The organism is Bittarella massiliensis (ex Durand et al. 2017), from assembly GCF_017566145.1.
Taxonomy (GTDB): Bacteria; Bacillota; Clostridia; order Oscillospirales; family Ruminococcaceae; genus Bittarella; species Bittarella massiliensis_A.
The window spans coordinates 25,962-49,800 of sequence record NZ_JABFCL010000012.1 but is presented as its reverse complement, the minus strand read 5'-3'; the positions used below and the strand labels follow the sequence as shown (position 1 = coordinate 49,800).

The 23,839-nt window shown below is 62.3% G+C and carries 23 protein-coding genes and 1 other annotated feature; of the genes, 10 read left to right on the top strand and 13 right to left on the bottom strand.

What is annotated here, in order from left to right:
- Positions 1-117 precede the first annotated feature (117 nt).
- From hemC to HJY11_RS11040, 5 genes are all read left to right on the top strand, one after another.
- Complete coding sequence (hemC, locus tag HJY11_RS11060; RefSeq protein ID WP_208076017.1) at positions 118-1,035, top strand: hydroxymethylbilane synthase; 918 nt, start codon at positions 118-120, stop codon at positions 1,033-1,035.
- Positions 1,032-2,534, top strand: a complete 1,503-nt coding sequence (gene cobA, locus HJY11_RS11055) for a uroporphyrinogen-III C-methyltransferase (RefSeq protein ID WP_208076016.1) — start codon at positions 1,032-1,034, stop codon at positions 2,532-2,534. The genes hemC and cobA overlap by 4 nt, the downstream gene beginning before the upstream one ends.
- Before the next feature lie 21 nt (positions 2,535-2,555).
- Positions 2,556-3,146 (top strand): precorrin-2 dehydrogenase/sirohydrochlorin ferrochelatase family protein, encoded by a 591-nt coding sequence (locus HJY11_RS11050; protein ID WP_208076015.1) that lies wholly within the window; start codon positions 2,556-2,558, stop codon positions 3,144-3,146.
- A 165-nt stretch (positions 3,147-3,311) separates the two neighbouring features.
- On the top strand, positions 3,312-3,704 hold the full coding sequence (locus tag HJY11_RS11045; protein ID WP_208076014.1) for a DUF4430 domain-containing protein: 393 nt from the start codon (positions 3,312-3,314) through the stop codon (positions 3,702-3,704).
- Positions 3,704-4,243: a hypothetical protein gene (locus tag HJY11_RS11040; RefSeq protein ID WP_208076013.1), complete on the top strand. Its 540-nt coding sequence runs from the start codon at positions 3,704-3,706 to the stop codon at positions 4,241-4,243. The genes HJY11_RS11045 and HJY11_RS11040 overlap by 1 nt, the downstream gene beginning before the upstream one ends.
- 171 nt (positions 4,244-4,414) lie before the next feature.
- On the opposite strand, the gene HJY11_RS11035 is transcribed toward HJY11_RS11040, so the two are convergent.
- On the bottom strand, positions 4,415-5,401 hold the full coding sequence (locus HJY11_RS11035; protein WP_208076012.1) for a LysR family transcriptional regulator: 987 nt from the start codon (positions 5,399-5,401) through the stop codon (positions 4,415-4,417).
- A 113-nt stretch (positions 5,402-5,514) separates the two neighbouring features.
- Here HJY11_RS11035 and HJY11_RS11030 point away from each other — a divergent pair, with 113 nt between their 5' ends.
- Positions 5,515-7,098: an MATE family efflux transporter gene (locus HJY11_RS11030; protein WP_208076011.1), complete on the top strand. Its 1,584-nt coding sequence runs from the start codon at positions 5,515-5,517 to the stop codon at positions 7,096-7,098.
- Between the two features lie 466 nt (positions 7,099-7,564).
- On the top strand, positions 7,565-7,729 hold the full coding sequence (locus HJY11_RS11025; protein WP_021660408.1) for a DUF1540 domain-containing protein: 165 nt from the start codon (positions 7,565-7,567) through the stop codon (positions 7,727-7,729).
- 98 nt (positions 7,730-7,827) lie between these two features.
- Here HJY11_RS11025 and HJY11_RS11020 read toward each other — a convergent pair whose 3' ends face one another.
- Positions 7,828-8,481 (bottom strand): metallophosphoesterase family protein, encoded by a 654-nt coding sequence (locus HJY11_RS11020; protein WP_208076010.1) that lies wholly within the window; start codon positions 8,479-8,481, stop codon positions 7,828-7,830.
- A 198-nt stretch (positions 8,482-8,679) separates the two neighbouring features.
- Between HJY11_RS11020 and HJY11_RS11015 the strand changes: the two genes are divergently transcribed.
- Positions 8,680-10,026, top strand: coding sequence for a D-alanyl-D-alanine carboxypeptidase family protein (locus HJY11_RS11015; protein ID WP_208076009.1), 1,347 nt, complete (start codon positions 8,680-8,682; stop codon positions 10,024-10,026).
- 57 nt (positions 10,027-10,083) lie between these two features.
- Here the strand turns inward: HJY11_RS11015 and HJY11_RS11010 are convergent, their stop codons facing one another.
- Both HJY11_RS11010 and HJY11_RS11005 read right to left on the bottom strand, forming a co-directional pair.
- Positions 10,084-11,070 carry an acyltransferase family protein gene (locus tag HJY11_RS11010; RefSeq protein ID WP_208076008.1) on the bottom strand — a complete coding sequence of 329 codons (987 nt, stop codon included), beginning with the start codon at positions 11,068-11,070 and terminating at the stop codon, positions 10,084-10,086.
- Positions 11,071-11,199: 129 nt separating this feature from the next.
- Positions 11,200-12,105 (bottom strand): nucleoside hydrolase, encoded by a 906-nt coding sequence (locus tag HJY11_RS11005; protein ID WP_208076007.1) that lies wholly within the window; start codon positions 12,103-12,105, stop codon positions 11,200-11,202.
- A gap of 302 nt (positions 12,106-12,407) precedes the next feature.
- Between HJY11_RS11005 and HJY11_RS11000 the strand changes: the two genes are divergently transcribed.
- Together HJY11_RS11000 and HJY11_RS10995 are read left to right on the top strand one after the other, a co-directional pair.
- A complete protein-coding gene (locus HJY11_RS11000; RefSeq protein WP_208076006.1) occupies positions 12,408-13,793 on the top strand; it encodes an MATE family efflux transporter in 1,386 nt (461 codons plus the stop codon).
- A 110-nt stretch (positions 13,794-13,903) separates the two neighbouring features.
- Positions 13,904-14,887, top strand: coding sequence for a GGDEF domain-containing protein (locus tag HJY11_RS10995; RefSeq protein ID WP_208076005.1), 984 nt, complete (start codon positions 13,904-13,906; stop codon positions 14,885-14,887).
- 67 nt (positions 14,888-14,954) lie between these two features.
- On the opposite strand, the gene HJY11_RS10990 is transcribed toward HJY11_RS10995, so the two are convergent.
- From HJY11_RS10990 to rpmG, 9 genes are all read right to left on the bottom strand, one after another.
- A complete protein-coding gene (locus HJY11_RS10990; protein ID WP_208076004.1) occupies positions 14,955-16,436 on the bottom strand; it encodes a hypothetical protein in 1,482 nt (493 codons plus the stop codon).
- A 177-nt stretch (positions 16,437-16,613) separates the two neighbouring features.
- Positions 16,614-16,991: a 50S ribosomal protein L7/L12 gene (rplL, locus tag HJY11_RS10985; RefSeq protein ID WP_021660400.1), complete on the bottom strand. Its 378-nt coding sequence runs from the start codon at positions 16,989-16,991 to the stop codon at positions 16,614-16,616.
- A 71-nt stretch (positions 16,992-17,062) separates the two neighbouring features.
- Positions 17,063-17,581 carry a 50S ribosomal protein L10 gene (gene rplJ / locus HJY11_RS10980; protein WP_368041581.1) on the bottom strand — a complete coding sequence of 173 codons (519 nt, stop codon included), beginning with the start codon at positions 17,579-17,581 and terminating at the stop codon, positions 17,063-17,065.
- Between the two features lie 25 nt (positions 17,582-17,606).
- Positions 17,607-17,741: a sequence feature (ribosomal protein L10 leader region), on the bottom strand.
- A 97-nt stretch (positions 17,742-17,838) separates the two neighbouring features.
- Positions 17,839-21,096, bottom strand: a complete 3,258-nt coding sequence (locus HJY11_RS15220; protein WP_243764448.1) for a DUF7601 domain-containing protein — start codon at positions 21,094-21,096, stop codon at positions 17,839-17,841.
- A 297-nt stretch (positions 21,097-21,393) separates the two neighbouring features.
- Positions 21,394-22,089: a 50S ribosomal protein L1 gene (rplA, locus tag HJY11_RS10970; RefSeq protein ID WP_208076003.1), complete on the bottom strand. Its 696-nt coding sequence runs from the start codon at positions 22,087-22,089 to the stop codon at positions 21,394-21,396.
- Between the two features lie 116 nt (positions 22,090-22,205).
- Entirely contained in the window at positions 22,206-22,631 is a 426-nt protein-coding gene (gene rplK / locus HJY11_RS10965) for a 50S ribosomal protein L11 (protein WP_044993003.1), read from the bottom strand.
- Positions 22,632-22,737: 106 nt separating this feature from the next.
- Complete coding sequence (nusG, locus tag HJY11_RS10960) at positions 22,738-23,256, bottom strand: transcription termination/antitermination protein NusG (RefSeq protein ID WP_021660393.1); 519 nt, start codon at positions 23,254-23,256, stop codon at positions 22,738-22,740.
- A gap of 50 nt (positions 23,257-23,306) precedes the next feature.
- Positions 23,307-23,558 (bottom strand): preprotein translocase subunit SecE, encoded by a 252-nt coding sequence (gene secE, locus HJY11_RS10955; RefSeq protein ID WP_208076002.1) that lies wholly within the window; start codon positions 23,556-23,558, stop codon positions 23,307-23,309.
- A gap of 22 nt (positions 23,559-23,580) precedes the next feature.
- Positions 23,581-23,730, bottom strand: a complete 150-nt coding sequence (gene rpmG / locus HJY11_RS10950; protein ID WP_021660391.1) for a 50S ribosomal protein L33 — start codon at positions 23,728-23,730, stop codon at positions 23,581-23,583.
- Between the last annotated feature and the right edge of the window lie 109 nt (positions 23,731-23,839).

The window sequence follows — 23,839 nt, the reverse complement described above, 5'->3', positions numbered from 1 at the left end:
CAGGCGGCAACAGGCCGTTTGGCCCTTGTCTTTGCCCCATTGCCGGGCGTACAATAGAAAAAAGCGCCGCGCTTCGGTGCGTCCCCCGCACCCCCCAAAAAGAAGGAGGCTTCCCCTGTGAAACTCGTAATCGGCACCCGGGCCAGCCGGCTGGCCCTCATCCAAACCCAATGGGTTGCAGACGCCCTCCGCCGCCAAAACCCGGCGGTGGAGGTGGAGATCAAGACCATCACCACCAAGGGCGACCGCATTCAGGACCGGCCCCTAGACCAAATCGGCGGCCAGGGCATCTTCACCCGGGCCATTGTCGACGCCCTGCACAGCGGTGAAATCGACCTGGCGGTCCACAGCCTCAAAGACATGCCCTCCGCCATGGAGGAGGGGCTGGCGCTGGCCTGCGTCCCCGCCCGGGAGGACCCGCGGGACGCCCTGGTGACCCGCCCCGGCATCGCCTCGCTGGAAGAACTGCCCCGGGGGGCCAAAATCGGCTGCGGCAGCAAGCGGCGCATCTGCCAGCTGCTGGCCCTCCGCCCCGATTTGGAGATTCGCCCCATCCGCGGCAACGTGGACACCCGTCTGGACCGCATTGAGAGAGACGGGCTGGACGGCACCATCCTGGCGGTCTCCGGCCTGAAGCGGTTGGGATGGGAAGGGCGCATCTGCCACCCCTTCTCCCCCGACGAGATGATCCCCGCCTGCGGCCAGGGGGCCTTGGGGCTGCAAATTCGCGCCGATGACCGGGCGGCAAAGGCCGCGCTGGCCCCCCTGGAGGACCCCTATGCCACCCGCCAGGCGGCGGCCGAGCGGGCCTTTCTCGCCGCTGCGGGGGGCAGCTGTCATCTGCCGGTGGGGGCCTACTGCCAGGTGACAGAGGGGCGCTCCACCCTGCTGGGAATGCTGGGGACCGAGGAGGGCCCCCTCTGGGTCGAGGGGAGGGAGAGCGCCCCCGCCGGGGAAGAGGCCGCCTTGGGCCGCCGTCTGGGTGAGCAGCTGGTGGCCCAACTGGCCCAGCGCCTGCGGGGGGCGGGCCGATGAGCGGGCTTGTCTCCCTCGTCGGGGCGGGGCCGGGGGACCCCGGCCTTTTGACCCTGCGGGCCGCCGACCGGCTGCGCCGGTGCGACTGCGTGGTCTACGACCACCTGGCGAGCCCACAGCTGCTGGCCCTGACCCCCGCCGGCTGCGAGCAGATCTACGCCGGGAAGGAAGCGGGCAACCACGCCCTCCCCCAGGAGGCGCTCAACGCCCTTTTGGCGCAGAGGGCAAAGGAGGGCAAGCGGGTGGTCCGCCTCAAGGGAGGGGACCCCTACGTCTTTGGCCGCGGAGGGGAAGAGGCCCTCTATTTAAAGGGGGCGGGCGTCCCCTTTGAGGTGGTGCCGGGGGTGACCTCGGCGGTGGCGGGCCTCGGCTGTGCGGGCATCCCCATCACCCACCGGGGGCTCGCCACCTCCTTTCACGTCTACACCGCTGCCAGCCGCACCGGGGAGGACCCGGTGAACTGGGCCGCGGCGGCCCGGCAGGAGGGGACCCTGGTCTTTTTGATGGGCCTCTCCCGGCTGGAAAACACCTGCCGGAAACTGATGGAAAACGGCCTGCCCCCCGACACCCCGGCGGCGGTGGTGAGCCGGGCCACCACCCCCTTGCAGCGGACCGTCCGCGCCCCCTTGGGGGAGTTGGCGGCAGCGGTGCGGGCGGCCGGGTTGCCCCCGCCGGCCATCACCGTGGTGGGACAGGTGGCCTCGCTGGGCGGGGCGCTCGACTTCTTTGAGGGGCGTCCCCTCTTTGGGCGCAGGGTGGTGACCACCCGCCAAAACCCCCACGGCTTTGACCTCTCCGCCGCCCTGGAAGAGGCCGGCGCCCGGGTGGAGCGGCTGGACGCCATCCGCATCCGCCCCTGTCCGGGAGGGGATCTGCAGCGGGCCCTGGCCCAGCTGGGGGCGTACAGCTACCTGATCTTCACCAGCCAGAACGCGGTGCGCATCTTTCTGGAGGAGCTCCGCCGCTCGGGCAGAGACCTGCGCGCCCTGGCGGGACCCTGCCTCTGCGCCGTGGGCCCCGCCACCGCCGCGGCCCTGGCCCAGGAGGGGCTGACCGCCGACTTGACCCCGACCCGCCACACCTCCGCCGGGCTGTGGGAACTGCTCAAAGGCCGGCTGGGGCCGGGCGACCGGGTCCTCTATCCCCGGGCCAAGGAGGTGCGGGGAAAATTGGGGGAGCGGCTGCCCACCCGCTGCCCCACCGACCAGGTCATCCTCTACGAGACGGTGGAGGAGGTTCGGGACCTGGGCGACGCCCTGGCGACCCTGCGAGGGGGGGAGGCCGATTACCTGACCTTCACCAGCCCTTCGGCGGTGGAGAGCACCCTGCGCGCCCTCGGCCCCGACCCGACCTCCTGCCTGGCGGGCACCAAGATCGTCAGCATCGGCCCGGTGACCAGCGACTGCCTGCGCGCCCACGGGCTGGAGCCGGCGCTGGAGAGCGGGTGCTGCACCGCCCAGGAGATGGCCCGGCTCATCGTCGAGGACAGCCGTCCTTGAACCTGTGAGGAGGAGATTTTCATGTCCTATTACCCGCTGATGATCCAGCTCTCCGCCCGCCCGGTGCTGCTGGTGGGGGGCGGCCGGGTCGCCCGGCGGAAGGCCGACGCCCTCCTCCCCACTGGGGCGGCCCTGCGGGTGGTGGCCCCGGCCCTCTGCGACCAGCTGGCCGAACTGGCCGCAGAGGGGGCGATCGCCTGGCGGCAGGGCGCGTTTGCCCCCGCCGACCTGGAGGGGGTCTTTCTGGCGGTGGCCTGCACCGACCGGCGGGAGGTCAACGCCCGCGTCGGCGCCCTCTGCCGGGAGCGGGGCATCCTCTGCTGCCTCTGCGACGACGCGGAGCAGTCGGACGCCATCTTCCCCGCAGTGATCAGGCAGGGGTCCTTTCAGCTGGCGGTCTCCACCGGGGGGCAAAACCCCGGCCTCGCCAGGGAGGTGAAAAAGCGCCTCTCCCGCCAGTTCGGGCCGGAGTACGCCGCTCTCTGCCGGGAGAGCGGCCGGGAGCGCCAGGCCATCCTCCGCGCCGCCCAGGGCGCCGAGCGGGAAGCCCTGCTGCGCCAGCTAGACGCAGCCGCCCTAAAAGGCGCAGGCCTCCCCGCCGAGGAAGACTAGCCCCCGCCGAGAGCCACTCCCCTCCAACGCATTCCCCCAAGCCCCTTTTGGCCGCCGGGAGAGGGGATTTTTTGCCATTTTCCCGGCGGCGTGGTATAATTTGAACGGAGAAAAAGGGGCTGCTCTGCCAGCCCTTTTTAAATGAGACAAGGGATGTGACGACCGATGAAGAAAAACACCAAAATCCTTCTGGCAGTGCTGGCCCTGCTGGCGGCCGTGGGGGCCCTGGCCGGGGTCTACCTGGCCCTGCGCCCGGGCACCCAGGCCGGGGCCAAAGAGGTGGTGGTGACGGTGGCCGCCGGGGAGAAGAGCGACGAGCACACCCTGCACACCGATGCCGAGTACCTGGGCCAGGCCCTGCTGGACGCCGGCCTGGTGAAGGGAGACGACGGCCCTTACGGCCTCTACATCACCGAGGCGGGCGGCGTTCCCGCCGACAGCGCCAAGCAGGAGTGGTGGTGCCTGACCAAGGGCGGCGAGCCGGTCAACACCGGGGTGGACACCACCCCCATCGCCGACGGCGACCGGTTTGAACTGACCCTCACCACCGGCTACTGATGCGCCCGGCCCCCCGCCTCTCCCCCCGGCCCCTGGTGGTGACCGCCCTGCTGGCGGCCATCCTGCTGCTGGCGCAGATCAGCCTCTCCTTTCTCCCCAACATCGAGCTGGTGACCCTGCTTCTTCTGTGCTACACGGCGGTCTTCCCCCTGCGGCAGGTGCTGGGGGCGGTGCTGGTCTTTGACCTGTTGGAGGGAATCCTCTACGGCTTTGGCCTCTGGTGGATAATGTACCTCTACGTCTGGCCCATCTGGGTGCTCCTCTCCCTGGCGCTGCGACGCACCTCCTCCGGGCTGGTGCGGGCGGTGGCGGCGGGGGGCTACGGCCTCTGCTTCGGGGCGCTCTGCGCCCTGCCCTACCTGGCCTTTGGCCCGGGGGCGGCCCTGGCCAACTGGGTCTCGGGCATCCCCTTTGACATTGCCCACTGCGCCGGCAACTTTCTCACCACCCTGCTTCTCTACACCCCCCTGGTCAAAGGGCTCTCCCTGCTGCAGCGGCAGGGGCAGCTTCCCGCCGCAAACAGGGACAAAAAGCCCTAGCGGCTCCCCCTCCAGTCAAATAAACACGGCAAAAAAGGCCCTCCGTGTAGGTTTCGTCTTACACGGAGGGCCTTTTTGCAAAAAGCGGGGCAAAGGGGGGCAAAGGGGAGCGGAGGCGGAAAAGGGCAGGCGGCCCCAGCGCCAGGACATTTTAGGGGCGGTGGGGCCGGGCTATTCCTCCCCCAGCGCCCCCAAAATTGAAATCAGGTTTTGCGCCGCAGGGGAACAGGCCCGCCCCTCGGGGAGGATGTAAGAGAAGCTGCGGCTGTACGACTTGTGGGCGGGCAGCTCCACCAACTCGCCGGAGGCCAGCTCCCTCTCCACCACCAGTTGGGAGAGGACGGTCACCCCCAGCCCCTGTTTGACCATCTCCTTGATGGCGTAGTTGGAGTTGCAGATGGCGGTGTGTTCGACGAGGATGTTGTTGGATTCGGTAAAGGCGCGCAGGTACTGCTCGGTGCCCGAGCCCTTCTCCCGGGTGACCCAGGGCAGCTTTCCCAGCAGGCTGGCCGAAAAGCCGGGGACCCGCTGGGCGATCTGGGGGGCGGCCACCAGGATCATCCGGTCGGTGAAGAAGTCGACTCGGCGGAAGTTGTGGTGGATGTTGCGCCCCTCGATGAGGCCGATGTCCACCCGCCCCTCCGCCAGGGCGTCGCAGGTCTGGCGGGTGTTGGCGATCTGCACCTCCACCACCACCTGGGGCCAGCGCTGGGCGTACTGCTCCAGCAGCCGGGGCAGCAAAAAGTTGCCGACGGTCTCGCTGGCACCAATGCGCAGCCGCTCCTCCCCCTGATGGCGACAGGCCTCCACCTCCTCAAAGGTCTGGTCCAACAGGGCCAGAATCTCCTTGGCCCGGCGGTAGACCACCTCGCCCTCCGCCGTCAGTTCCACCTGCTTGGAGTTGGCCGAACGGGTCAGCAGCGTCACGTTGCCAAAGAACATCTCCACCTTTTTCACCTGCTGGCTGATGGTGGGCTGGGAGAAGTTGAGCTTCTTCCCGGTCTTGGTAAAATTTTTGCTCTCCGCCACGTCGACGAAGGTCCTCAACTCTTCAAACATGCGATCCTCCCCGGCCGGGTCGGCCCTCTTTTGCCCCTTTGCGCCGCTGTCCCCTCTGTTCGCGGGGCGCAGCAGGGTGCCCGGTCTTTTTTCTATCATAGCACGCTTCCCCCCTTTTCTCAAACCCCTTTCGCCCCGGCAAAAGGGGACATCTTCTCCCCCTGCGCCGCATATCCCTTGTAAGAGAATCGGGGCGAAAAGGGGGCGGTCGGATGGCGATGGCAGGGGGGAAAAACTGGGCGCGGCCGCTGTACAGCGCCGCCGCCCTCACCGCCCTGGGGCTGGTGCTCAAGACCATGAGCATCGGCTTTAAAATCTACCTGTCGGGGATCATTGGCTCCCAGGGGATGGGGCTTTACCAGCTGGTCTTCTCCCTCTTTGGATTTGCGGCCACCCTGGCCATGTCCGGCGCCCAGTTGGGGGTGACCCAGCTCTGCGCGGCCGCCATCGCCCGCCGTCAGTTCTCCACCCTGCCCCGGGTGCTGCGTCGGGCCGGGCTCTACGCCCTCTCCCTGGGCTGTCTCGCCGGGCTCGGCGGATGGGCTTTCGCCCCCCGGCTGGGAGCCCTTTTGGGGAACGGCCAAACGGTGTACCCCTTTCGCCTGCTGGCTCTGGGGCTGCCCTTTTTGGCTCTCTCCGCCTGTTTGCAGGGGTATTTTTACGCCGGTTCCAAAATCGTGCAGGGCACCCTGGCCAACGTGGTCAAGCGGCTGTGCAAGATGGGGCTCACCGCCCTCCTCTTTTCGCTGCGGCCCCCCGCCGGGGCGGCCGAGGCGGTGGCGACGGCCTGTTTTGCCTCCACCTGCGGGGAGGTGGGGGGCTGTCTCTACCTGGGCGCCCTCTACTGGCGGGGCCGCCGCGACCTGCCCCCCGACCGGGCGCCCGCCTGGGACGGCGGCTCCCTGGGGCTGGCCTTTCTGCGCATCTGCATTCCGGTGGCCCTCTGCTCCTACCTGCAAAGCGGTTTTAACACCCTGGAAAACACCCTGGTACCCCAGGGGTTGCAGCGCAGCGGGGCCAGCGCCGAACTGGCCCTCTCCCAGTACGGGGTATTGGGGGGGATGGTCCTCCCCCTCCTCTCCTATCCGGGGGCGCTGCTGGCCTCCTTTTCCATGCTGCTGATCCCGGTGGTGGTCAAGCTGCACACCCTGCAAAACACCCGCAAGCTAGAGGAGCTGATCGTGGCGGTGGTGCGGCTGACCCTTCTCTTCTCCTCCTTTGTCACCGGGGTCTTTCTGGTCTTTTCCGACTCGCTGGCGGCCATCTTTCCCACCGGGGAAGGGGTTTCCGCCTTCCTGCAGGCCCTGGCCCCGCTGGTGCCCGTCCTCTTCCTCGACCACGCGGTGGACTGCGTTCTCAAGGGGATGGGGGAACAAAACCGGCTGCTCTGGCACAACATCGCCGACATGGCCCTCACCGCCGCGCTGCTGGTGCTCCTCCTCCCCCGCTTTGGCATCCGGGGGTACATCGTCACCCTCTACCTGCCCTCGGCCCTCAACACCGGGTTGGGGCTCTGGCTGCTCTGCCGGCGCACCGAGGTGGTGCCCCGCTGGGGGCTGTGGGTGATTTGCCCCCTGGCGGCGGCTTTACTGGGCTGCGCCGGGGCCCGGTTGCTGCTGGCCCCACTGCTGGCAGGGGGCGCTTCCCCCGGCCAGCTGCCCGCGGCCATCGGGCTGTCGCTGGTTCTCTTTCTCCCCCTCTGCCGCCTCTCGGGCTGCGCCAAAAAGGCCGACTGGCAAACCCTGCGGCGGCTGTTGGGCAAGCCGGAGCGCCCCTCAGAGGGGCGGGCAAAATAGGGGTTTGCGCCGCTCCCACCCGGGTTTTCAGTTCTCTTTTAAAAAGCGGCCTCCTCCGCCAGTTGGGCATGGGAAAAGCGGGCCCCCAATCCAGCGCGGCGAACGCTTGGCTGTGAGGGTTTTCAGGGCTACTGCCGCAAGAGGGCGGACTTTCGCCTCTTTCCCGTTTGTGGAGAACGAGTACCACTACCGCATTCTGCTCGGCTTTGGGGACAGGTGCGAGTGCCTGGGGCCGCCCCACATCCGCGCCGAAATGGGGCGGATGGCGCACAGCATAGCTGCCCTCTACGGGGGACGATAGATCTCTCCTGGCTCCCTGACGCCCGGAGCGCGCTTTGCCCACACAGCAACTTTCAAAAATTTTCCTGCCCCGGCTGCTGTCCGGCCGGGATAGGCGGGCGACAGCGGCGCATACTAGAGGGGAAGCGTCTTCACTTCAACAAAAAACAAGACGGAGGGAATCACTATGAACTGCCATGCCAACCACTGCATCAAATGCACCGTTCAGCAGTGCAAAAACCACTGCGCCAACGAGGACTACTGCGCCCTGGACTGCATCACCGTCGGGACCCATGAACTCAACCCCACCATGGACCAGTGCACCGACTGCAAATCCTTTGAGCTGAAGTAGCTCCTCCCCTCGCTTGCAGGGCGGCTTGTGCCGCAAAAAACGCCCTCTGCCGGTCAACAGTTCCGGCAGAGGGCGTTTTCAATAAAATACTGGGGGCACTATCGCAGGGGAACCGCCTTTTCGTAGACCGCCATGAACCGCGGGGTCACCCGCTTGTCCAGGTGGTACTTTCCGAAAAACCACTGTCCCAGCTGCAGGCGCTTTTGCACCTGATCCAGGTAGAGGCCGTAGTAGCCGTCGGGCTTGGCCTCCAAATCGAGGAAGGCGGCAATGGAGTAGGGCGGCTCGTAGGAGACCACGCAGTCCACCCGCTGCCCTTCCAACCTGGCCAGAACGGCGTCCAGCTCCTCCTTCTTGGGGAGCTGGTCTTCGTAGAGGGTGCGGTCGACGATGTCGCAGTCCAGCGCCTCGCCCCCGCCAAAGGCCAGCAGGGTCTTCTCCCCCAGGCGGTAGGTCTCACCGGTGAGCAGCTGGTAGAGGTTGCCCGCGATCTGCCGCGCCCGGCCGCCAGCGTACTCCACCTCGGGGTACTGGCGCAACAGGTCGTAATTCTCGTTGGCGCCGGGGACAAAGAGGGTGTGGTGCTTGCGCTTGCCGATCTTTTGCAGGAACTTCTCCTCTTTTTTCCCGCCCTCCCAGACAAAGCCGAAATCGCCGCAGACCACCAGCACGTCGCCCTGCTTGAGATGGCGGATCTCCTTGCGCTCAAAGCGCCTGTAATCGCCGTGGGTGTCCCCCGTCAGATAGAGCATCCCTAACCCCTCTCCCCTTCCGCCGCGGGAAGCGGACGGTTTTCCGCGCCGCGGCAGAATTAAGATTGATTTCATTGTTTTTTGCCGGTCTGTTTGGTATACTACATTAGATAAGACACCGGCAAACCGGCCCCGTCACAGAGGGCGGCGGGGCCGACACTGGTTTTATAATACAATACTTAGAGGGCAGATGTCTAGATGAAACAAAAATTTGCGCGGGTTCTCACCGCTTTTGCAGTCGCCTTTACCCTATTTCTCCCCACCTTCCCGGCGCAGGCCGCCGTCTACGAGCCGGACTTTGAGATGGACAGCCCCCAGGAGGGAATCCTCCTCCTGTCCCTGGACACCGGGCAGGTGCTCTTTGAGCAAAACGCCGACACCAAGATGGCGCCGGCTTCCCTCACCAAGATCATGACCACCATCCTCGCTTTGGAAAACACCGAAAACTGGGAGGAGGAGACGGCCACCGCCCCCGACTACATCTACGATGAATTTGTGGGGCTCAACGTCTCCACCGCCAACATTCTGCGGGGGGAACAGCTGACCATCCAGCAGCTGGTCTACGCCATGATGCTCCAGTCGGCCAACGAGGGGGCCAGCGTGGTGGCCGACCACTTCGGAGGCGGCAGCATCGAGAAGTTTTGCCAGATGATGAACCAAAAGGCCACCGAACTGGGCTGTACCAACACCCACTTTGTCAACCCCCACGGCCTGGACGCAGACAACCACTACTCCACCCCCCGGGACATGGCAAAAATCGCCCAGTACGCCCTCTCCCTTCCCAACTTTTCCGAGGTGTGCGAGTCCAGCCGTTACACCATCCCCCAGACCAATAAGCAGGGCCCCCGCACCCTGGTGACCACCGTGTTGATGCAGGACCGCATCCGCGGGGGGGAGGGGATCTACTCCCCCTATATCAAGGGGATCAAGACCGGCACCACCGACAATGCCGGCCGCTGTGTGGTGACCCGCTACCAGAACAATGGCAAGGACTTTTTGCTGGTGATCATGGGCGCCCCCATGGAGGGCACCCAGAACCGGGCATTTTTGCTGGCCAACAAGCTCTTTTCCTGGGCCGACAAAAACTTCACCCTCAAGACCCCTCTCAAAGAGGGGGAGGCTGTCCACCAGGTCAAGGTGGCCCACTCCTTCCAGACCGACAACCTGCTGCTTCAGGCCGGGTCGGACGTGAGCCTGCTGATGCCCACCAGCGCCGACGAGTCGTCGGTCCAGCTGGTGGTGACCCTGGACAGCGAAAAGGTGGCCGCCCCGGTGGAGAAGGGGCAGAAAATGGGCACCGTCACCCTCAAGCTGGGGGGAGAGCCCATCGGCGAGACCACCCTGGTGGCCGCCGAGTCGGTCAAGCGCTCCACCCTGCTCTGGGTGGTGGACTCCATCAACGGCCTGCTGGCCACCACCGCCGCCAAGGTGATCCTCATCCTGTTGGGGCTGGCGGTGGCCGCCTATGTGGTCTACGTGGTGCTGGCCATCCGCCGGGAGAAAAAGAAGCGGCGGATCAAGCGCAACCGAAAGTACAAGATGTAGCGTAAAAAAGAGAGGGAGCCCTTGCGGGCTCCCTCTCTTTTTGCAAAATTAGACTATTTATAGCCTATCAATCATTATCTTATGCACTTGACCTATCTTCTCTTCTATAAATAACAACATATTCTTAAATGCAATGCCAGCAGAAAGGCAAATCACTAAATTTACTGGAATTACCGTTTTCAAATCAGATGTAAAAGATCCAAGTCCTATTGCAAACCATAGCATCTGCACTAGAAAAATATAGTATGTACTCTTACCTATTTCACTCAATAAGCGATCCAAAAAATGACCCACTCTCGGCATATAACGGATAAAAAGCGACGTCAACAAAAGCGCATATGGCGCTGTCGGTAAAGTACTACCGCTCCATCTTCGGAATATATGTGGAGTATATCCGGTATAAGCAAGCAAATAGATGAATAACAAACTAATTATACTATATAACTGAATCTTTTTCATATTATAACGTTTATCAAACAATATAATTCCACACAATGCAAACGGAAGATAGCGAACAAAAAGCAGCCTGTATACTTCGTCAGATACAAAATGGTTACACAATACTTCCAACAAAACACAGACGGCAACTCCCCCTATAATAACAGACTTCGGGGCCACACGGTAAAGCCAAAAAAGAAGAGGGAAAACTACTAGTAGCTGCAAATAAATTATTGTGTAATATCCACCAGGCCCTATTGCGCCATCCTTGAGCAATTGTGTAAAGAAGCAGCGAGTTGACATAACATCTTTAAAAATAACAAACCAAACAAATTCTACAAATATTACAAAAAGATAGGGAGCGATTACTTTCAATATGTTCTTCTTCAACTTTTTTGAATAATACAATTTTATTGAGTGACTGTTAACTATGGAATGACATTGCATATATCCGCTGATTACTATAAAGATTGGAACGGCCATTTCTACAAAAAAAGGGAAAAAAACAAGTTTTCTAGATTGTTCATTGAAAGGGCAGTGCGTTACAATAACAGAAATGATGCAAAGTGCCTTTAAATAATCAAACTCATATTTTCTATTTTTCAAAACACAATCCTCTATTCCTAAAAGCCACTTAAGACATTACACAAAGTTCACCCAATAATATACTATCATAAAAAGGCCACAAAAAAATAATTTTGCAGCCTTTCCGCTATTTGTATTTTATCGTGAATCCTAATAGTTTGCAAACAGCTCTACCAGCAGCTCGCCGAACTTCTCCTTGTCCATGGACATGGCGACGGTGGTGTTGGGCTCTGGCGCGGCGTCGTGGTGGAAGGCGCGGGTGTCGGTGACGGTGCAGCCGGCGGAGAGGCCGCCGGTGATGTCCACCTCCACATAGTAGCGCTCGGTCTTCACAATCTCCGGGTGGAGGATGTAGGCCACCGGCACCGCGTCGAAGATGATGCTCTCGCCCACGGTAAAGCCCCGCAGCAGTTCGTTGCCGTAGGCCACAGCGGTGGGGTTGCCCAGCTCGATGAGCCGGTGGGCGTGGTCGGGGGTCACCCGGGCGTCCTCACAGACTTCCAGCCCGCACATGACAATGGGAACCCCCGACTTGAAGACCATGTGGGCGGCCTCCGGGTCGACGTAGATGTTGAACTCCGCCGAGGGGGTGGTGTTGCCGCTGTACACCGAGCCGCCCATGATGACCATCTCTTTGATCTTCCCCTTGAGTTCGGGGTGGGCCGCTAGCAGCACGGCGATGTTGGTCAGGGGCCCCAGGGGGATCAGGGTGATGGGCTCGTCGCTCTCCCGCAGGATGTCGGCCATGAACTCCACCGCGCCGCGGGGGTCAGGGGCGATGTCGGGCTCGCCCAGCTCCTCCATCATGTGGGTGGGGTGGCCGTGGGTATAGAGGGGCCGCAGCAGGGGCTGGGCCGCCCCCACGGCATAGGGGACCGAGGGGTCGGTGATGGACAGGGTGCGCTTGGTGTTGAGCAGCACGTCGGGCAGGGTGTAGTTGCCCGCCACGGTGGTGACGCCCTTGACCTCCAGCCGGTCGCTGGCAATGGCCATGGCGATGGCAAAGGCGTCGTCAAAGCCGGTGTCGCAGTCCAGCAGCACGGGGATCTTGTTCATGTTATTTCCTCCTCTTTTTGCGCAAAATGGAATCCAAATTTAAGTATAACGGTTCTTCCGGCGGAAAACAACGGCCTGCCGAAACTTCGGCAGATGGTGCACTTTTCCCCCTCTCTTTTGTGCCAGTTGCCGACACCTGCTCCCTCCCAACAGCGGAGAGCCGAGGGTTTGGCGCCCTTCCTCTTAGGCCAACTTCACAAAAAAAGAGGCGCTGTCCTGTGCAAATGCGTCAACACAGCGGGGCCGATCGGTGGTATACTGAAACCTGTACGAAACGATCTGTCGAGAAGGGAGGCGCGCCCATGGCGCTGCAAAACGATCTGACCCGGGGCAGGGTGCGGGGACACATCCTCCGCTTCGCCCTGCCCCTCATTGTGTCCAACCTCTTTCAAGCCCTCTACAACGCGGTGGACATGTTTTTTGTGGGCCGCTACACCGGCACCGCCGGACTGGCCGCCGTGTCGGTCAGCGGGCCGATCATGAACATCATGATCATGACCATCACCGGCCTCTCCATCGGGGTGTCGGTGATGATCGCCAGCTACGCCGGCCGGGGGGAGGACGGCGAGGTGGTGCAGGCCGCCGGCACCTCCATCGCCCTCTACCTGCTGCTGGCGGCGGTGGTCACCGCCCTGGGCATCCTCTTCACCCCGCAGATTCTGCGGCTGGTGCAGACCCCAGCCGCGGCCTTTGACCAGGCGGTCTCCTACCTGCGCACCATCTTTGCCGGCATCGTCTTCATGTTCGGCTACAACCTGATCTGCGCCTTTCAGCGGGGATTTGGCGACTCCCGCTCCAGTATGATCTTCGTGCTGGTGGCCACCGTGACCAACATTGTGTTGGACTTTGTCTTTCTGCGCTTTTTCCAGCTGGGGGCCTTTGGGGCCTCACTGGCGACGGTGATCTCCCAGTCGGTCTCCTTCTTTATGGGGGTGGCTTACTTTCGCCTCAACCGACACGTCATCACCTTTCACCCCAAGACCATCCGCATCTCCCGGCCCCACCTGAAGCGGCTTTTGCACCTGGGGCTGCCCACTGCCGCCCAGCAGCTGCTGCTCAATGTGGCCATGACCACCTTCAGCGGGCTGGCCAACAGCTTTGGGCTGCAAGCCAGCGCGGCCTACGGCATCGGCATCAAGATCGACAGCTTCGCCATGCTGCCCAGCGACGCCATCAACGCCTCCATGTCCTCCTTCTCCTCGCAAAACCTGGGGGCCGGCAAGCCCGAGCGGATCACCGAGGGGCTCAAGGAGTCGATGAAACTGGCCCTCCTCATCGCCGCCGTAGTGGCCGCCGTTGTCGCCCTTTTCGGCAGCCGGATCGCCGGGGTATTTAACAGCGACCCTGCGGTACAGGAACTGGCCGGCAGCTATCTGCGGCTCTCCTGCCTCTCCTATTTCGGATTTGCCACCGTCCACCCCCTCATCGGCTTTCTGCGGGGGACCGGCAACTCGATGGTCAACTTCTACAACGTCTTTCTCTCCCAGTACGCCGTGCGCATCCCCGTGGCCTTTCTCTGCACCCGGCTGATGGGTTTTTCGGGGATCGCCGTCGCTGTGATCATCGGCCCCATCGTCTCCACCCTGCTCTATGCTTGGTACATCGCCAGTGGCCGCTGGAAGCGCTCGGCCGAGGCCAAAGAGGGATTGGCCCTGGCCGAAAAGCGGGCGGCACAGCCAGGCGATTGACCTCCCGCCCCCGGTGGATTCCGCAAATTGGCGATTGACGCACCCCGCCATTTTCAGTATGATTAAAACAAAACAGGGTATGTTTTTCCCAGAAAGGGGAGAAAGAGCGGATGGAGCGAGTCATTGCGCAGCTGCAGCAGGAGAATGAGCGGCTGACCCAGCTGGCCCAGCAGGACTGGCTGACCCACCTCTACAACCGCATGGCCACCCAGGAAAAGGTCAACGAGGCCATCGCCCAGCGGCAGACCGGCCTGCTGCTGGTCATCGACGTGGACCAGTTCAAGCAGATCAACGACCGATTTGGCCACATCGCGGGCGACCAGGTACTGCAGCAGGTCGCGCAGGTGTTGCGCTATCTGGCCTTTAAAAGCGACGTTGTCGGCCGGGTCGGGGGCGACGAGTTTGTCGTCTACATGCCCCTGGAGCAGGACGAGCGATCGATCAAGGAGCGGGCCCGCCAGATCAATGCGCATCTGCGGGAAATCCCCATCGGGGGCGCCAGTTTCCCCCTCACGGCAAGTGTTGGCGGCAGCCTCTACCAGCCCGGCGACGACTACCAGAGCCTGTTTGACCGGGCCGACCAACACCTGTTGGAAGAAAAGCGCCGCCGCAAGGGTCGCGCCGCCACACCGGCCCAGGGTGGGAGAGGGGGCGTCGACATCGACATGCGGCTGATCCGGGAGGAACTGACCGAGCAGCAGCTGGCCCCCGGCGCCTACTGCCAGGACTATAAGACCTTTCAGCGCATCTACCGGTTTGTCGAACGCCGCCTGCAGCGGGTGGAGGGGAGCGCCTACGCCGTCCTCATCACCCTCACCGATGGGCGGGGCGACTACCCCGCCCTGGCCGATCGAAGAGCGCAGATGGAGACCCTCAAAGAGGTCATCCTCCGCTCCCTGCGGATGGGAGATGTCTTTACCCAGTACAGCAGCTGCCAATTTCTCCTCATGGTCTCCGACCTGGCCGAGCAGGATGTGGAGGGGATTGCCAGCCGCATCTGCGATCGCTTCTACCGGGCCATCGGCAGCGAGGGCCTGCTGCTGCACCACTGCTACCCCTTACAGCCCGCCCCCAACCAGGCCAGGGAGGGCTGAAGGGCCGACCACCCCAAAACGGCAAAAAAGGGCCGCTGTCCTCGGTGTGGACAGCGGCCCTTTTGCTTTACCCCCGCGGTTCAGAGGTCAGTCGGTAGAGGGTGTAGCGGCAGCTGCTGTCCCCGCCGCCCTCCCCCGAGCGGGTGGCGACCCAGAGGGCCAGCCCCTCCCCGTCCTTTAAGGGGACGGCCTGCCAGTCGCCCAACAGGGGGATCGGCAGGGTGAGGAACCGCTTCCCTTCGCGGTCGTAGAGCCAGAGGGGAAGGTTCCCCTTCTCATCCCCCTGGTCCCAGCAGAGCAGCCCGTCCGCCGACAGCACCGGGGCAGAGCCCGATAGGCCGCTCCCGCCCATATAGCCGGCAAAGAGGGGGACAAAATCCCCGTCCGCAAAGAGGCACCAGCCGTCGGAAACCCGCTCCGTCAGGTCGACGCCCGCGGCCCGCAGCACCCCCAGATTGCCGCCGCCAGCCCGAAGCCCCGCCCCCTGTTTGAGGAAGCTGTGTTCCCGCCTGTCAAAGGCGATGGCCACCGCCAGCGCGCCGTCCTCCCCCGCACCGATGTTGTGCCAGCGGGAGAAGGCATCATCGGGCAGGGTCTCCAACACCGCCCCGCCCGGCTGCACCAACTGGACCAGCCCCTTCCCCGCTTTTTGGAAGCAGCAGACCTGGCCGCCGCGCAGGATGGGTGCATAGCCGCCCTCCAAAAGGGGGGCCACCGCCCCACTTTTCAGGTCGCAGCGCAGGAGGGTGGTGTCGGGGAAGGGGCTGCGCTCCGGGTCGAAGGCCCCCTCCCCGCCGGGGACGGCACAGAAGTAGAGGGCCTCTTCTGTCAGCAGATACCGCCCTCCCCAGGTGTTCCAAAGGTTGTCCTCCGCCCCCTCCTCGGGAAAATCGTAGAGAAGGCGCACCCCGCCTCCCTGCAGGTTGCAGCTGTACAGCCGCCGCTGGCCCGGACCCATGCCAATCCCCAGGGAGACGGTGAAGAAAAGCCGTTCCTCCGACAGGGCGGACAGGGTGATAGCCACCGTGTTGCTGTCGGAATAGGCGGGGGTGTCTGGCGGAATGAGGTAGGTGAACTGGTCGGAGGAGAGCAGCTGCTGCCCCCGGCCGGTGGTCTGGTTCAAGCGCCAGACCGCCGTCTTGGGGAAATAGGAGTGGTCGCTGCGGGTGCCGTAGACCCACTCCCCCTGGATGGCAAAGGGGAAAAAGCCGTCCCAGCCGCCGCTGCCGTCCAGCTGAAATTCGGTCGCCTCGACCGACCTGCCGGGAAAGGCGCTCTCCCACCCCTCCCAGGGGGCGTAGCAGATGAGGGCCGTCCTCTCTTCCAGCGCAGCCTTACCGGCCCCGGCCAGAAAGGCGGCCGCCGCGGGAGCCGGGCGGAGGAAGGCGACCTCCTCTTCCAGGGGGGCCAGTCGATCCGCGGCGCCGGCAGAGCCGGCCCTACCGCCGCAACCGGTGAGGGCAATGGCAATGGCAAGGGCAGCGACAAGGCAGGCGGCCAGTGCCGACAAATAGATCTGCTTGGCGGTGTGGGCGCTCTTTCGCTCCATCGGGACGCGCTCCTCTCTTTTGGCAGACGGCAAGATGGGCTCTCTTCTCCTTTAGTATACCGGCTCACAGGGGGAGCGGCCATTGGCAGAAAGGCCAGAAAGAGGCGACTTTTTTCGACAAAAGGGCAAAAAAAGAGAGAGCGGAAACCCGCTCTCTCTCCTCGGTGTCAGGTGAAACTACTTCAGCTCGATCTTGGCGCCGACTTCTTCCAGCTTCTTCTTCATCTCTTCGGCCTCGTCTTTGGCGACGGCCTCTTTGATGGCTTTGGGAGCGCTCTCGACCAGCTCTTTGGACTCTTTCAGGCCCAGGCCGGTGATCTCTTTGACGGCCTTGATGACCTGCATCTTGTTGCCGCCGATGTCGGCCAGCACCACGTCAAACTCGGTCTTCTCCTCGGCAGCGGCAGCACCGGCAGCGGCGCCGCCAGCCACGACGACGGGAGCGGCGGCGGAAACACCGAACTCCTCCTCGATCGCTTTGACCAGCTCGTTCAGCTCGAGAACGGTCAGCTCTTTGATGTCTTCAACAAATTTCAGAATTTTCTCAGAAGCCATGATAGCTACCTCCTATTTTTTGATGTTGTAGGGGCCGCCCGCGGCGGCCAGTCGTTGGATTGGGGGAAATGCTAGGCGGAAACGGCCTCGTCGCCCTGCTTCTCGGCGATGGCGTTGAGGGCCACAGCCAGACCTCTGATGTTGCCGCTGAGGGCGCTGCACAGCATGGACAGCAGCTCCTGCTTGCCGGGCAGCTTGGCGATCTCGGCAATGCCGGCGGCGTCAAGCACCTTCCCGTCCAGATAGCCGGCCTTCAGCTCGAAAGAGTCGATCTTGTCGGCGTACTTGGCCAGAATCTTGGCGGCGGCAATGGGGTCCTCGTTGGAGACGGCCAGAGCGGTCGAGCCCTCCAGCACGTTGCTTAAGTCCGCGAAAGCGGTCCCCTCCACAGCGAAGCGGAGCATGGTGTTCTTCACGACCTTGTAGTCGATCCCGGCCTCGCGCAGCTCTTTGCGCAGGGAGGTATCGTCGGCCACGCTGATGCCCTGGTAGCTCACCACCACACCGGCAACCGAGTTCTCAACCTTCTCTCTGAGCTGGGAGACATACTCCTTCTTCTTGTTCAAAGTCAGTTCACTTGGCAAATTCATTCACCTCCACACCTGGTTTCGGTCATTCGCGCAAGAAAAAGCCCTTCCTCGCGCAGAGGAAGGGCAGAAAAATCAAACATTTCTCGCCTCATCCTCGGCAGGCGGGCCGAAGCCCTTACGCAATTGCACCTGCTGTCTGCGAATGACAACGTATATAGTTTAGCAAAGAGATGGCGCTTTGTCAACTGTTCTTTTTCCGTTTGGGAAGCCGCCACTCCCCCCTTCTACCGGCGAAGTGCGGGATGGAGCGGTCTTCCTCACGCCTCCCTGCGGCGAAAGGCCAGCAGCCCCAACCCTGCCAGCGACGCGAGCACAGCCGCCAGACATATTCCCGCCGACGCGCCGTCGCCGGTATTGACCTGGCCCTCACCCTCCGAAGGGGGGCTCTCGGCCTCCGGTGTCTCGTCCTCGCCTGGCTGGTCGGGCTGATCGGGTTGATCGGGCTGGTCGGGCCGGTCAGGTTGGCCGGGTTGGTCTGGCTGGCCGGGTTGGTCTGGCTGGCCGGGTTGGTCGGGTTGGTCGGGTTGGTCGGGTTGGTCGGGTTGGTCTGGCTGGCCGGGTTGGTCCGGCTGGCCGGTCAACTCGCTCACAAAGACCAAGTCCCGCTCTCCGTCCACCACCCCGATGTGGTCGCTGGGGATGGTGGACAGGTAGCCGCCGCTGTTGGCATCCACCATCAAAACGCTGTACTGCACCCCATTTCGGATATTCAAATGGATGGATTCGCCGTGCTTCAGGGCGATTGTGTCCCCGCTTTGCAGGGTGTACAGCCGGCTGTCCCCGCCGCGGGTATAGGTGGCGGTGGTGGGGTTTCCCTCTCCGTCCTTCAGCTGTATCTGAAAGGAAAAGGTCTTGTCCGGATCCGCCCGATCCCCCTTGATCTGGTTTTCAATGTTCAGCAGCGTCGAGTCCTGGCCGATGATCAGCCGCCCGTTGGAGCCGATGGCCCCGCCGTGGGTATTGGCGGTATTTTCGGAGAGGAGCACCTGGGCGTTCTCCCCCAGGCGCGCCGCCTCCTCCCCGCCGATGCGGTTGTTCAAAAGAACCTCTTCATAGCCATTTTGCAGCTTGGTCGGGTCCACCTGTTCCAGCTTGTTGCCGCTGAGGTACATCTCCCACCGGTAGGGCTGGTTTCCCAACATATTCTGCGAGACAAAGATGTTGGGGGGGCCCACCGGCCGGTCATAGGAACTCTGGGCGTCGGGGCCCTTGGCCTGCAGCCAGACATCCGAAACGGCATTGGGAGAGGAGGTGTTCTGCCATAGCACCGCGCTGTTGTCATAAATGTGGGTATTGGCTGTGGGGCAGGCGGCGATCCCGGCGCCGGCGCCGCCACTTCTGTTGTCGTGAATGGAGGCCGAGGAAATTCGCACCACCCCGTCTTTGATGCCGGCGCCCTCAAAGCCGCCGTTGACATAGATGGCCCCCCCGCCGAACAGCCCGTAGTTGGAGCCGCCACCGGTCACCTGGTTTTTTAAAAACACGCCCTTTTCAATCGACGCCTCGCAGCCGGACTGTACAAACAGCCCGCCGCCGTTGTAGACGGCCCTGTTCCCCTCTACATGGCCCTGCTGAAAGTCCAGGGTGCTGCCCACATAGGCGGAATCGCTCTGGCCGGTGACCCCTGCGGGAACGTTCATGGTGCCCAGGGCAATGGCGCCCCCCGCCTGTTCGGCCAGGTTGTCGACCAACCGCCCGCCGGCGATGGTCCCTTTGGTCGTTTGGCCCAGCAGAGCGAGGCCCCCGCCGGTGATGCGGGCGCTGTTGCGGGTGAGGAGGCCCCCCTCCATGACAAACTCCGCCCCCTTGTCGGCGCAAATGCCTCCGCCGGAAATCAGGCAGCTGTTGTCGACGATCTCGCCTCCCTGCACAGTCAGGCGGGTGCCCGCGCCGCTGAGGTGGATCCCCCCGCCAAACTGGGCCCCGTTCCCGCCGGTGATCGCCCCGCCGCCCGGGGTGTCCAGCAGGGTGAGGCGGGCGCCTCCGTCCAGGGAGAGGACGCTGCCCCCCTGGTACCTCCCCTGCACCTTCTCCCCGTTTAAATCCAACTCGATCTCCTTGCCGCTGATGCGCACATTCTCAAACCCGGAGCTGGTGACGGTCACCCGCTCGCCCGGCTGGGTCGCGTCGATGGCCGCCTGAAGGGTGGGGTAGGATGTCCGGCCAACTTGGGCGCTCACCTGCGCCGTCTCGTCCATACGGGCGATCTCGAACCGATAGAGGCCATCCTCCTCCAAATAGATCGCCTCGATCTTGGCGTTCAGCGGCATGCAATCGCCGGCAACGGCAAAGCAGGCAATGTCCCCCTTGCGGGCGCTGTAGCCCAAAACGTCGCCGATCGAAAGCCGCTCATCCTCGTAGGGGAGCTCCTGGATCGCCGTCCCGTCAGGGGTGTAGCCCTCGTCCAGATACACCGGGTTGACCCCCATATAGTGGGCCTTGAGGTGGGTGAGGGAGCTGCCGCCCCGCAGGTGGATCTCCGCCTCGTCCTCCACCGACAGAACGCCGTCGATCTTGGTATCCTCCAAAATGGTGTCAATGCCAAAGTAGACGGATACGTCGCTGGAGAGGCGGTTTCCAGCAACGGTCATACTTTTTAGGGAAATCTCGTTCGCCTTGCTTTTTTGGGTGTTGATGGCGATCTGGGAGCCGGGAAAGGCTCCGCCATTTTGATCGGTGCACCGGTTCCCGCTGACGCTGCCGCCCTTTAGGTGGGCGATCCCCTCTTTCGAGGTGGCCACCCCCCCGCCGGCAAACAGATACGACCCGCTGGTTTTGTCCTGGGCGGTGTTGTCAGTGACGGAGCCGCCCTCCATGGTGAAGGTAGAGCCATTCCCCACATAGATCCCCCCGCCACCAAAAACAGAGTTCCAGTTCCAGCCCTGGTTTTTCAGGTAAAAGGCGTTTTCGCTGACCGAGCCGCCCCTCATCACACAACTGCCGCCGTTTTGAAGCTGTATCCCCCCACCGCCAATATATTTATCCGACCCACTGCCCCGGTAGGAGTAGTTGTTTTGGGAGACCCGGCCCCCCTCCATCTCCATGGCCCCGCCGTCGATGTAGACCCCGCCCAGAGAGGGGATCGCCTTGTCGGCGTATCCGTTCTCCCGAATGCTGCCGCCTTGGAGATAAAATCGTCCGCTCTGGCCGACATAGACCCCATTGGCCCCACCCTGCACACTGCCGCTGTCTGTGCCGCTGGAGTCCAGTAGGGTCAGCGTTCCCAGAACCCGAATCACCGCGTAGGTCCCACAGCTCTCTGCGCTGGCGCTGTGTTCAGCGGTGACGATGCGCCGCCCGTTGAGATCGATGGTGACGTCGGCGCCACTGTCGACGATCAGCGGCTCGGTCACCACCAGATCCTCTGTGAGGGCATAGCTTCCGCCCGGCACGCTGCCCGCCGTCACATTCAGAGAGGGGGCAGCCCCGCTGACAGAGCAGGCGGGACCCACCAGCGCCGCTGCCATTGCCGCCGCCAGCACCAGGCACACACTTCTTTTGATTCCCTTTTTCATCTGTTTTTCCGTTCCCTTCTGCACAAAAATACCGGAAATATAATATGTGTAAATCATACTATTTCGTTCTTGTGCCACAAATCTTAAAATTATCAGTATAAAAGGTATTTACAAACGCAAAAAAAGGAAAAAGCATCCTATTTCATATTGCAATTTCACGAAAGAAATAGTATATTTTTTCAAGCCAAGTACAGCCGAAAAAGCCATTTTCCCAAATCCCTCATCTCCCCTCTGACGGCTCGTTTTGGAGCAACAAAAAAAGGCCGGAATCATTCCGACCTCTTTAAACGGGAAAATTTACTGCTGCATGAACTTGTTGGGGTTTACCTTGACCCCGGGGCCCATGGTGGAGGCAATCACGCAGGAGCGGATGTAAACGCCCTTGGCGGCGGCCGGTTTGGCCTTGACGATGGCGTCCATCAGGGTCTGCACGTTGTCCTGCAGCTTCTCAGAGCCGAAGGAGACCTTGCCGGTGGGGCAGTGGATGATGTTCGACTTGTCCAGGCGGTACTCGATCTTACCGGCCTTGGCCTCGGCGACAGCCTTGGCCACGTCGGGGGTGACGGTGCCGGCCTTGGGGTTGGGCATCAGGCCGCGGGGGCCCAGAACCTTGCCCAGACGGCCCACCACACCCATCATGTCGGGGGTGGCGATGACCACGTCGAAATCCATCCAGCCGCCCTGGATTTTGGGGATCAGCTCCTCGGCGCCCACGAAATCGGCCCCAGCTTCCTGGGCGGCCTTCTCGTTGTCGCCCTTGGCGAACACCAGGGTGCGGACGTTCTTGCCGGTGCCGTGGGGCAGCACGACGGCGCCGCGGACCTGCTGGTCGGCGTGGCGGGAATCGACGCCCAGGCGGACATGCAGCTCGACGGTCTCGTCAAACTTGGCCTTGGCGGTCTTACAGACCACCTCGCAGGCCTCTGCCAGGTCGTAGAGCTTGTCGCTCTCGACGATCTTCTTGCTGTCTGTATAGTTTTTACCGTGTTTCACTTTCGTTCCTCCCTGTAATAGTGGTAATTAGCGGAAATTTCCTCCCACGGGTAGGGGTTTTGACGGCGAAAAGGGGCGCCGCCAAACAGGCCTTGTGCCTGAAAAGCCGCTGGCGGCTAGTCCTCTACAGTGATACCCATGCTTCTGGCAGTGCCGGCGATCATGCTCATGGCGCTCTCGACGCTGGAGGCGTTGAGGTCGGGCATCTTCTGCTCGGCGATCTTCTGGATCTGCTCTTTGGTGATGGAGCCAACCTTGTTCTTGTTGGGCTCGCCGGAAGCCTTGTCCAGACCGATGGCTTTTTTGATCAGCACAGCGGCCGGAGGGGTTTTGGTAACGAAGCTGAAAGAGCGGTCGGCGTACACGGTGATGACGACGGGAATCAGCAATCCGGCGTCGTTTTTGGTGCGCTCGTTGAACTCTTTGGTGAATGCCATGATGTTCACGCCGTGCTGGCCCAGGGCCGGACCGACCGGGGGAGCCGGGGTCGCCTTGCCGGCGGGAATCTGCAATTTGATGTAGCCTACTACCTTTTGTGCCATTGTTTGCACCTCCATAAATATTGTGGTAAGCGGAAAATGAGGGGGACCGGAGTCCCATTTCCTCCCACAGCCGAGTGGGTACGGCTGGCGCGAACGGGTCGCGCCACTAGACTGGCTGTACCTTCGAGAGTTCCAGTTCGGCGGGGGTGTCCCGCCCGAACAGGGAGACTTTCACCTGTACCGTGCCGTTTTCCGGGTCGATCGCCTCGACGACGCCGGTAAAGCCCTCCAGGGGGCCCTCTTTGATGCTGACGCTGTCACCCACGGCGTAGTCGACCTTGTAGGAGCGCTTTTCAACGCCCAGTGCCTCTACCTCTTTGGGGGAGAGGGGGACCGGCTTGGAGCCGGGGCCGACAAAGCCGGTGACGCCCCGGATGTTGCGAACAACATACCAGGAGTCGTCGGTCATCTCCATTTTCACCAAGACATAACCGGGGAACATCTTGCGCTCGACTTCTTTCTGGGTGTCGTCCTTCTGTTCGACCACCAGTTCCGTCGGGACCCTCACTTCATGAATGAGGGACTGCAGATTTCTGTTTTCCACCAGTTTCTCCAGGTTCTGTGCCACCTTGTTCTCGTAGCCCGAGTAGGTGTGCACCACATACCATTTTGCAGAATCTGACATGAATCATCCCTCCACACGCCAAGTCATTCGCCCGGTCGGGCGGCATTCGGTCAAGCGTTTTTGAGAAGCAGGTTGACGAGGAAACCCAAGATGGTGTCAAAGCCCCAGATGACCACACCGGCGATGAACACCATCAGCAAGACGACGGCGGTGCTCTTCACGATCTGTTTTCTGGACGGCCAGACGATCTTTTTCAGCTCGCTCCTGAAATCTCGAAAGTATTTGGCGATTTTCGAGGCGATGCGTTTGGGACTGAAGCGCCCCTTCTTCTTGGCGGGCTTGTCCGCAGTGGTTTTTGCCATTGGCTGACCCTACCTTTCGCCTCTACTTTGTCTCCTTATGGAGCGTGTGTTTCCGACAGAAACGGCAGTACTTGTTCATCTCCAGTCGGTCGGGGTTGTTCTTCTTGTTTTTCATCTTGTTGTAGTTGCGCTGCTTGCATTCCGTGCAAGCCAAAGTGACTTTCACTCTCATTTCGGCACCTCCTGATTGTATCGGATTTTTTGGCCTCCCTCAGCAGAGCCCCTTTTGCCCCACAAAAAATGCGCACAAAAAAAGAGCCCTTTTTTAGAGGTACAACTAC

What these genes read in the sequence shown, in the direction of transcription:
- HJY11_RS15220 (WP_243764448.1), bottom strand. Translation starts at nt 21,096, where the DNA reads ATGAAAAAGGGAATCAAAAGAAGTGTGTGCCTGGTGCTGGCGGCGGCA.
- HJY11_RS11000 (WP_208076006.1), top strand. Translation starts at nt 12,408, where the DNA reads ATGGCGCTGCAAAACGATCTGACCCGGGGCAGGGTGCGGGGACACATC.
- HJY11_RS11050 (WP_208076015.1), top strand. Translation starts at nt 2,556, where the DNA reads ATGTCCTATTACCCGCTGATGATCCAGCTCTCCGCCCGCCCGGTGCTG.
- HJY11_RS11015 (WP_208076009.1), top strand. Translation starts at nt 8,680, where the DNA reads ATGAAACAAAAATTTGCGCGGGTTCTCACCGCTTTTGCAGTCGCCTTT.
- HJY11_RS10990 (WP_208076004.1), bottom strand. Translation starts at nt 16,436, where the DNA reads ATGGAGCGAAAGAGCGCCCACACCGCCAAGCAGATCTATTTGTCGGCA.
- rplJ (WP_368041581.1), bottom strand. Translation starts at nt 17,581, where the DNA reads ATGAATTTGCCAAGTGAACTGACTTTGAACAAGAAGAAGGAGTATGTC.
- HJY11_RS11040 (WP_208076013.1), top strand. Translation starts at nt 3,704, where the DNA reads ATGCGCCCGGCCCCCCGCCTCTCCCCCCGGCCCCTGGTGGTGACCGCC.
- secE (WP_208076002.1), bottom strand. Translation starts at nt 23,558, where the DNA reads ATGGCAAAAACCACTGCGGACAAGCCCGCCAAGAAGAAGGGGCGCTTC.
- nusG (WP_021660393.1), bottom strand. Translation starts at nt 23,256, where the DNA reads ATGTCAGATTCTGCAAAATGGTATGTGGTGCACACCTACTCGGGCTAC.
- rplK (WP_044993003.1), bottom strand. Translation starts at nt 22,631, where the DNA reads ATGGCACAAAAGGTAGTAGGCTACATCAAATTGCAGATTCCCGCCGGC.
- rpmG (WP_021660391.1), bottom strand. Translation starts at nt 23,730, where the DNA reads ATGAGAGTGAAAGTCACTTTGGCTTGCACGGAATGCAAGCAGCGCAAC.
- cobA (WP_208076016.1), top strand. Translation starts at nt 1,032, where the DNA reads ATGAGCGGGCTTGTCTCCCTCGTCGGGGCGGGGCCGGGGGACCCCGGC.
- HJY11_RS11005 (WP_208076007.1), bottom strand. Translation starts at nt 12,105, where the DNA reads ATGAACAAGATCCCCGTGCTGCTGGACTGCGACACCGGCTTTGACGAC.
- HJY11_RS10995 (WP_208076005.1), top strand. Translation starts at nt 13,904, where the DNA reads ATGGAGCGAGTCATTGCGCAGCTGCAGCAGGAGAATGAGCGGCTGACC.
- HJY11_RS11045 (WP_208076014.1), top strand. Translation starts at nt 3,312, where the DNA reads ATGAAGAAAAACACCAAAATCCTTCTGGCAGTGCTGGCCCTGCTGGCG.
- HJY11_RS11020 (WP_208076010.1), bottom strand. Translation starts at nt 8,481, where the DNA reads ATGCTCTATCTGACGGGGGACACCCACGGCGATTACAGGCGCTTTGAG.
- HJY11_RS11035 (WP_208076012.1), bottom strand. Translation starts at nt 5,401, where the DNA reads ATGATAGAAAAAAGACCGGGCACCCTGCTGCGCCCCGCGAACAGAGGG.
- rplL (WP_021660400.1), bottom strand. Translation starts at nt 16,991, where the DNA reads ATGGCTTCTGAGAAAATTCTGAAATTTGTTGAAGACATCAAAGAGCTG.
- HJY11_RS11025 (WP_021660408.1), top strand. Translation starts at nt 7,565, where the DNA reads ATGAACTGCCATGCCAACCACTGCATCAAATGCACCGTTCAGCAGTGC.
- HJY11_RS11030 (WP_208076011.1), top strand. Translation starts at nt 5,515, where the DNA reads ATGGCGATGGCAGGGGGGAAAAACTGGGCGCGGCCGCTGTACAGCGCC.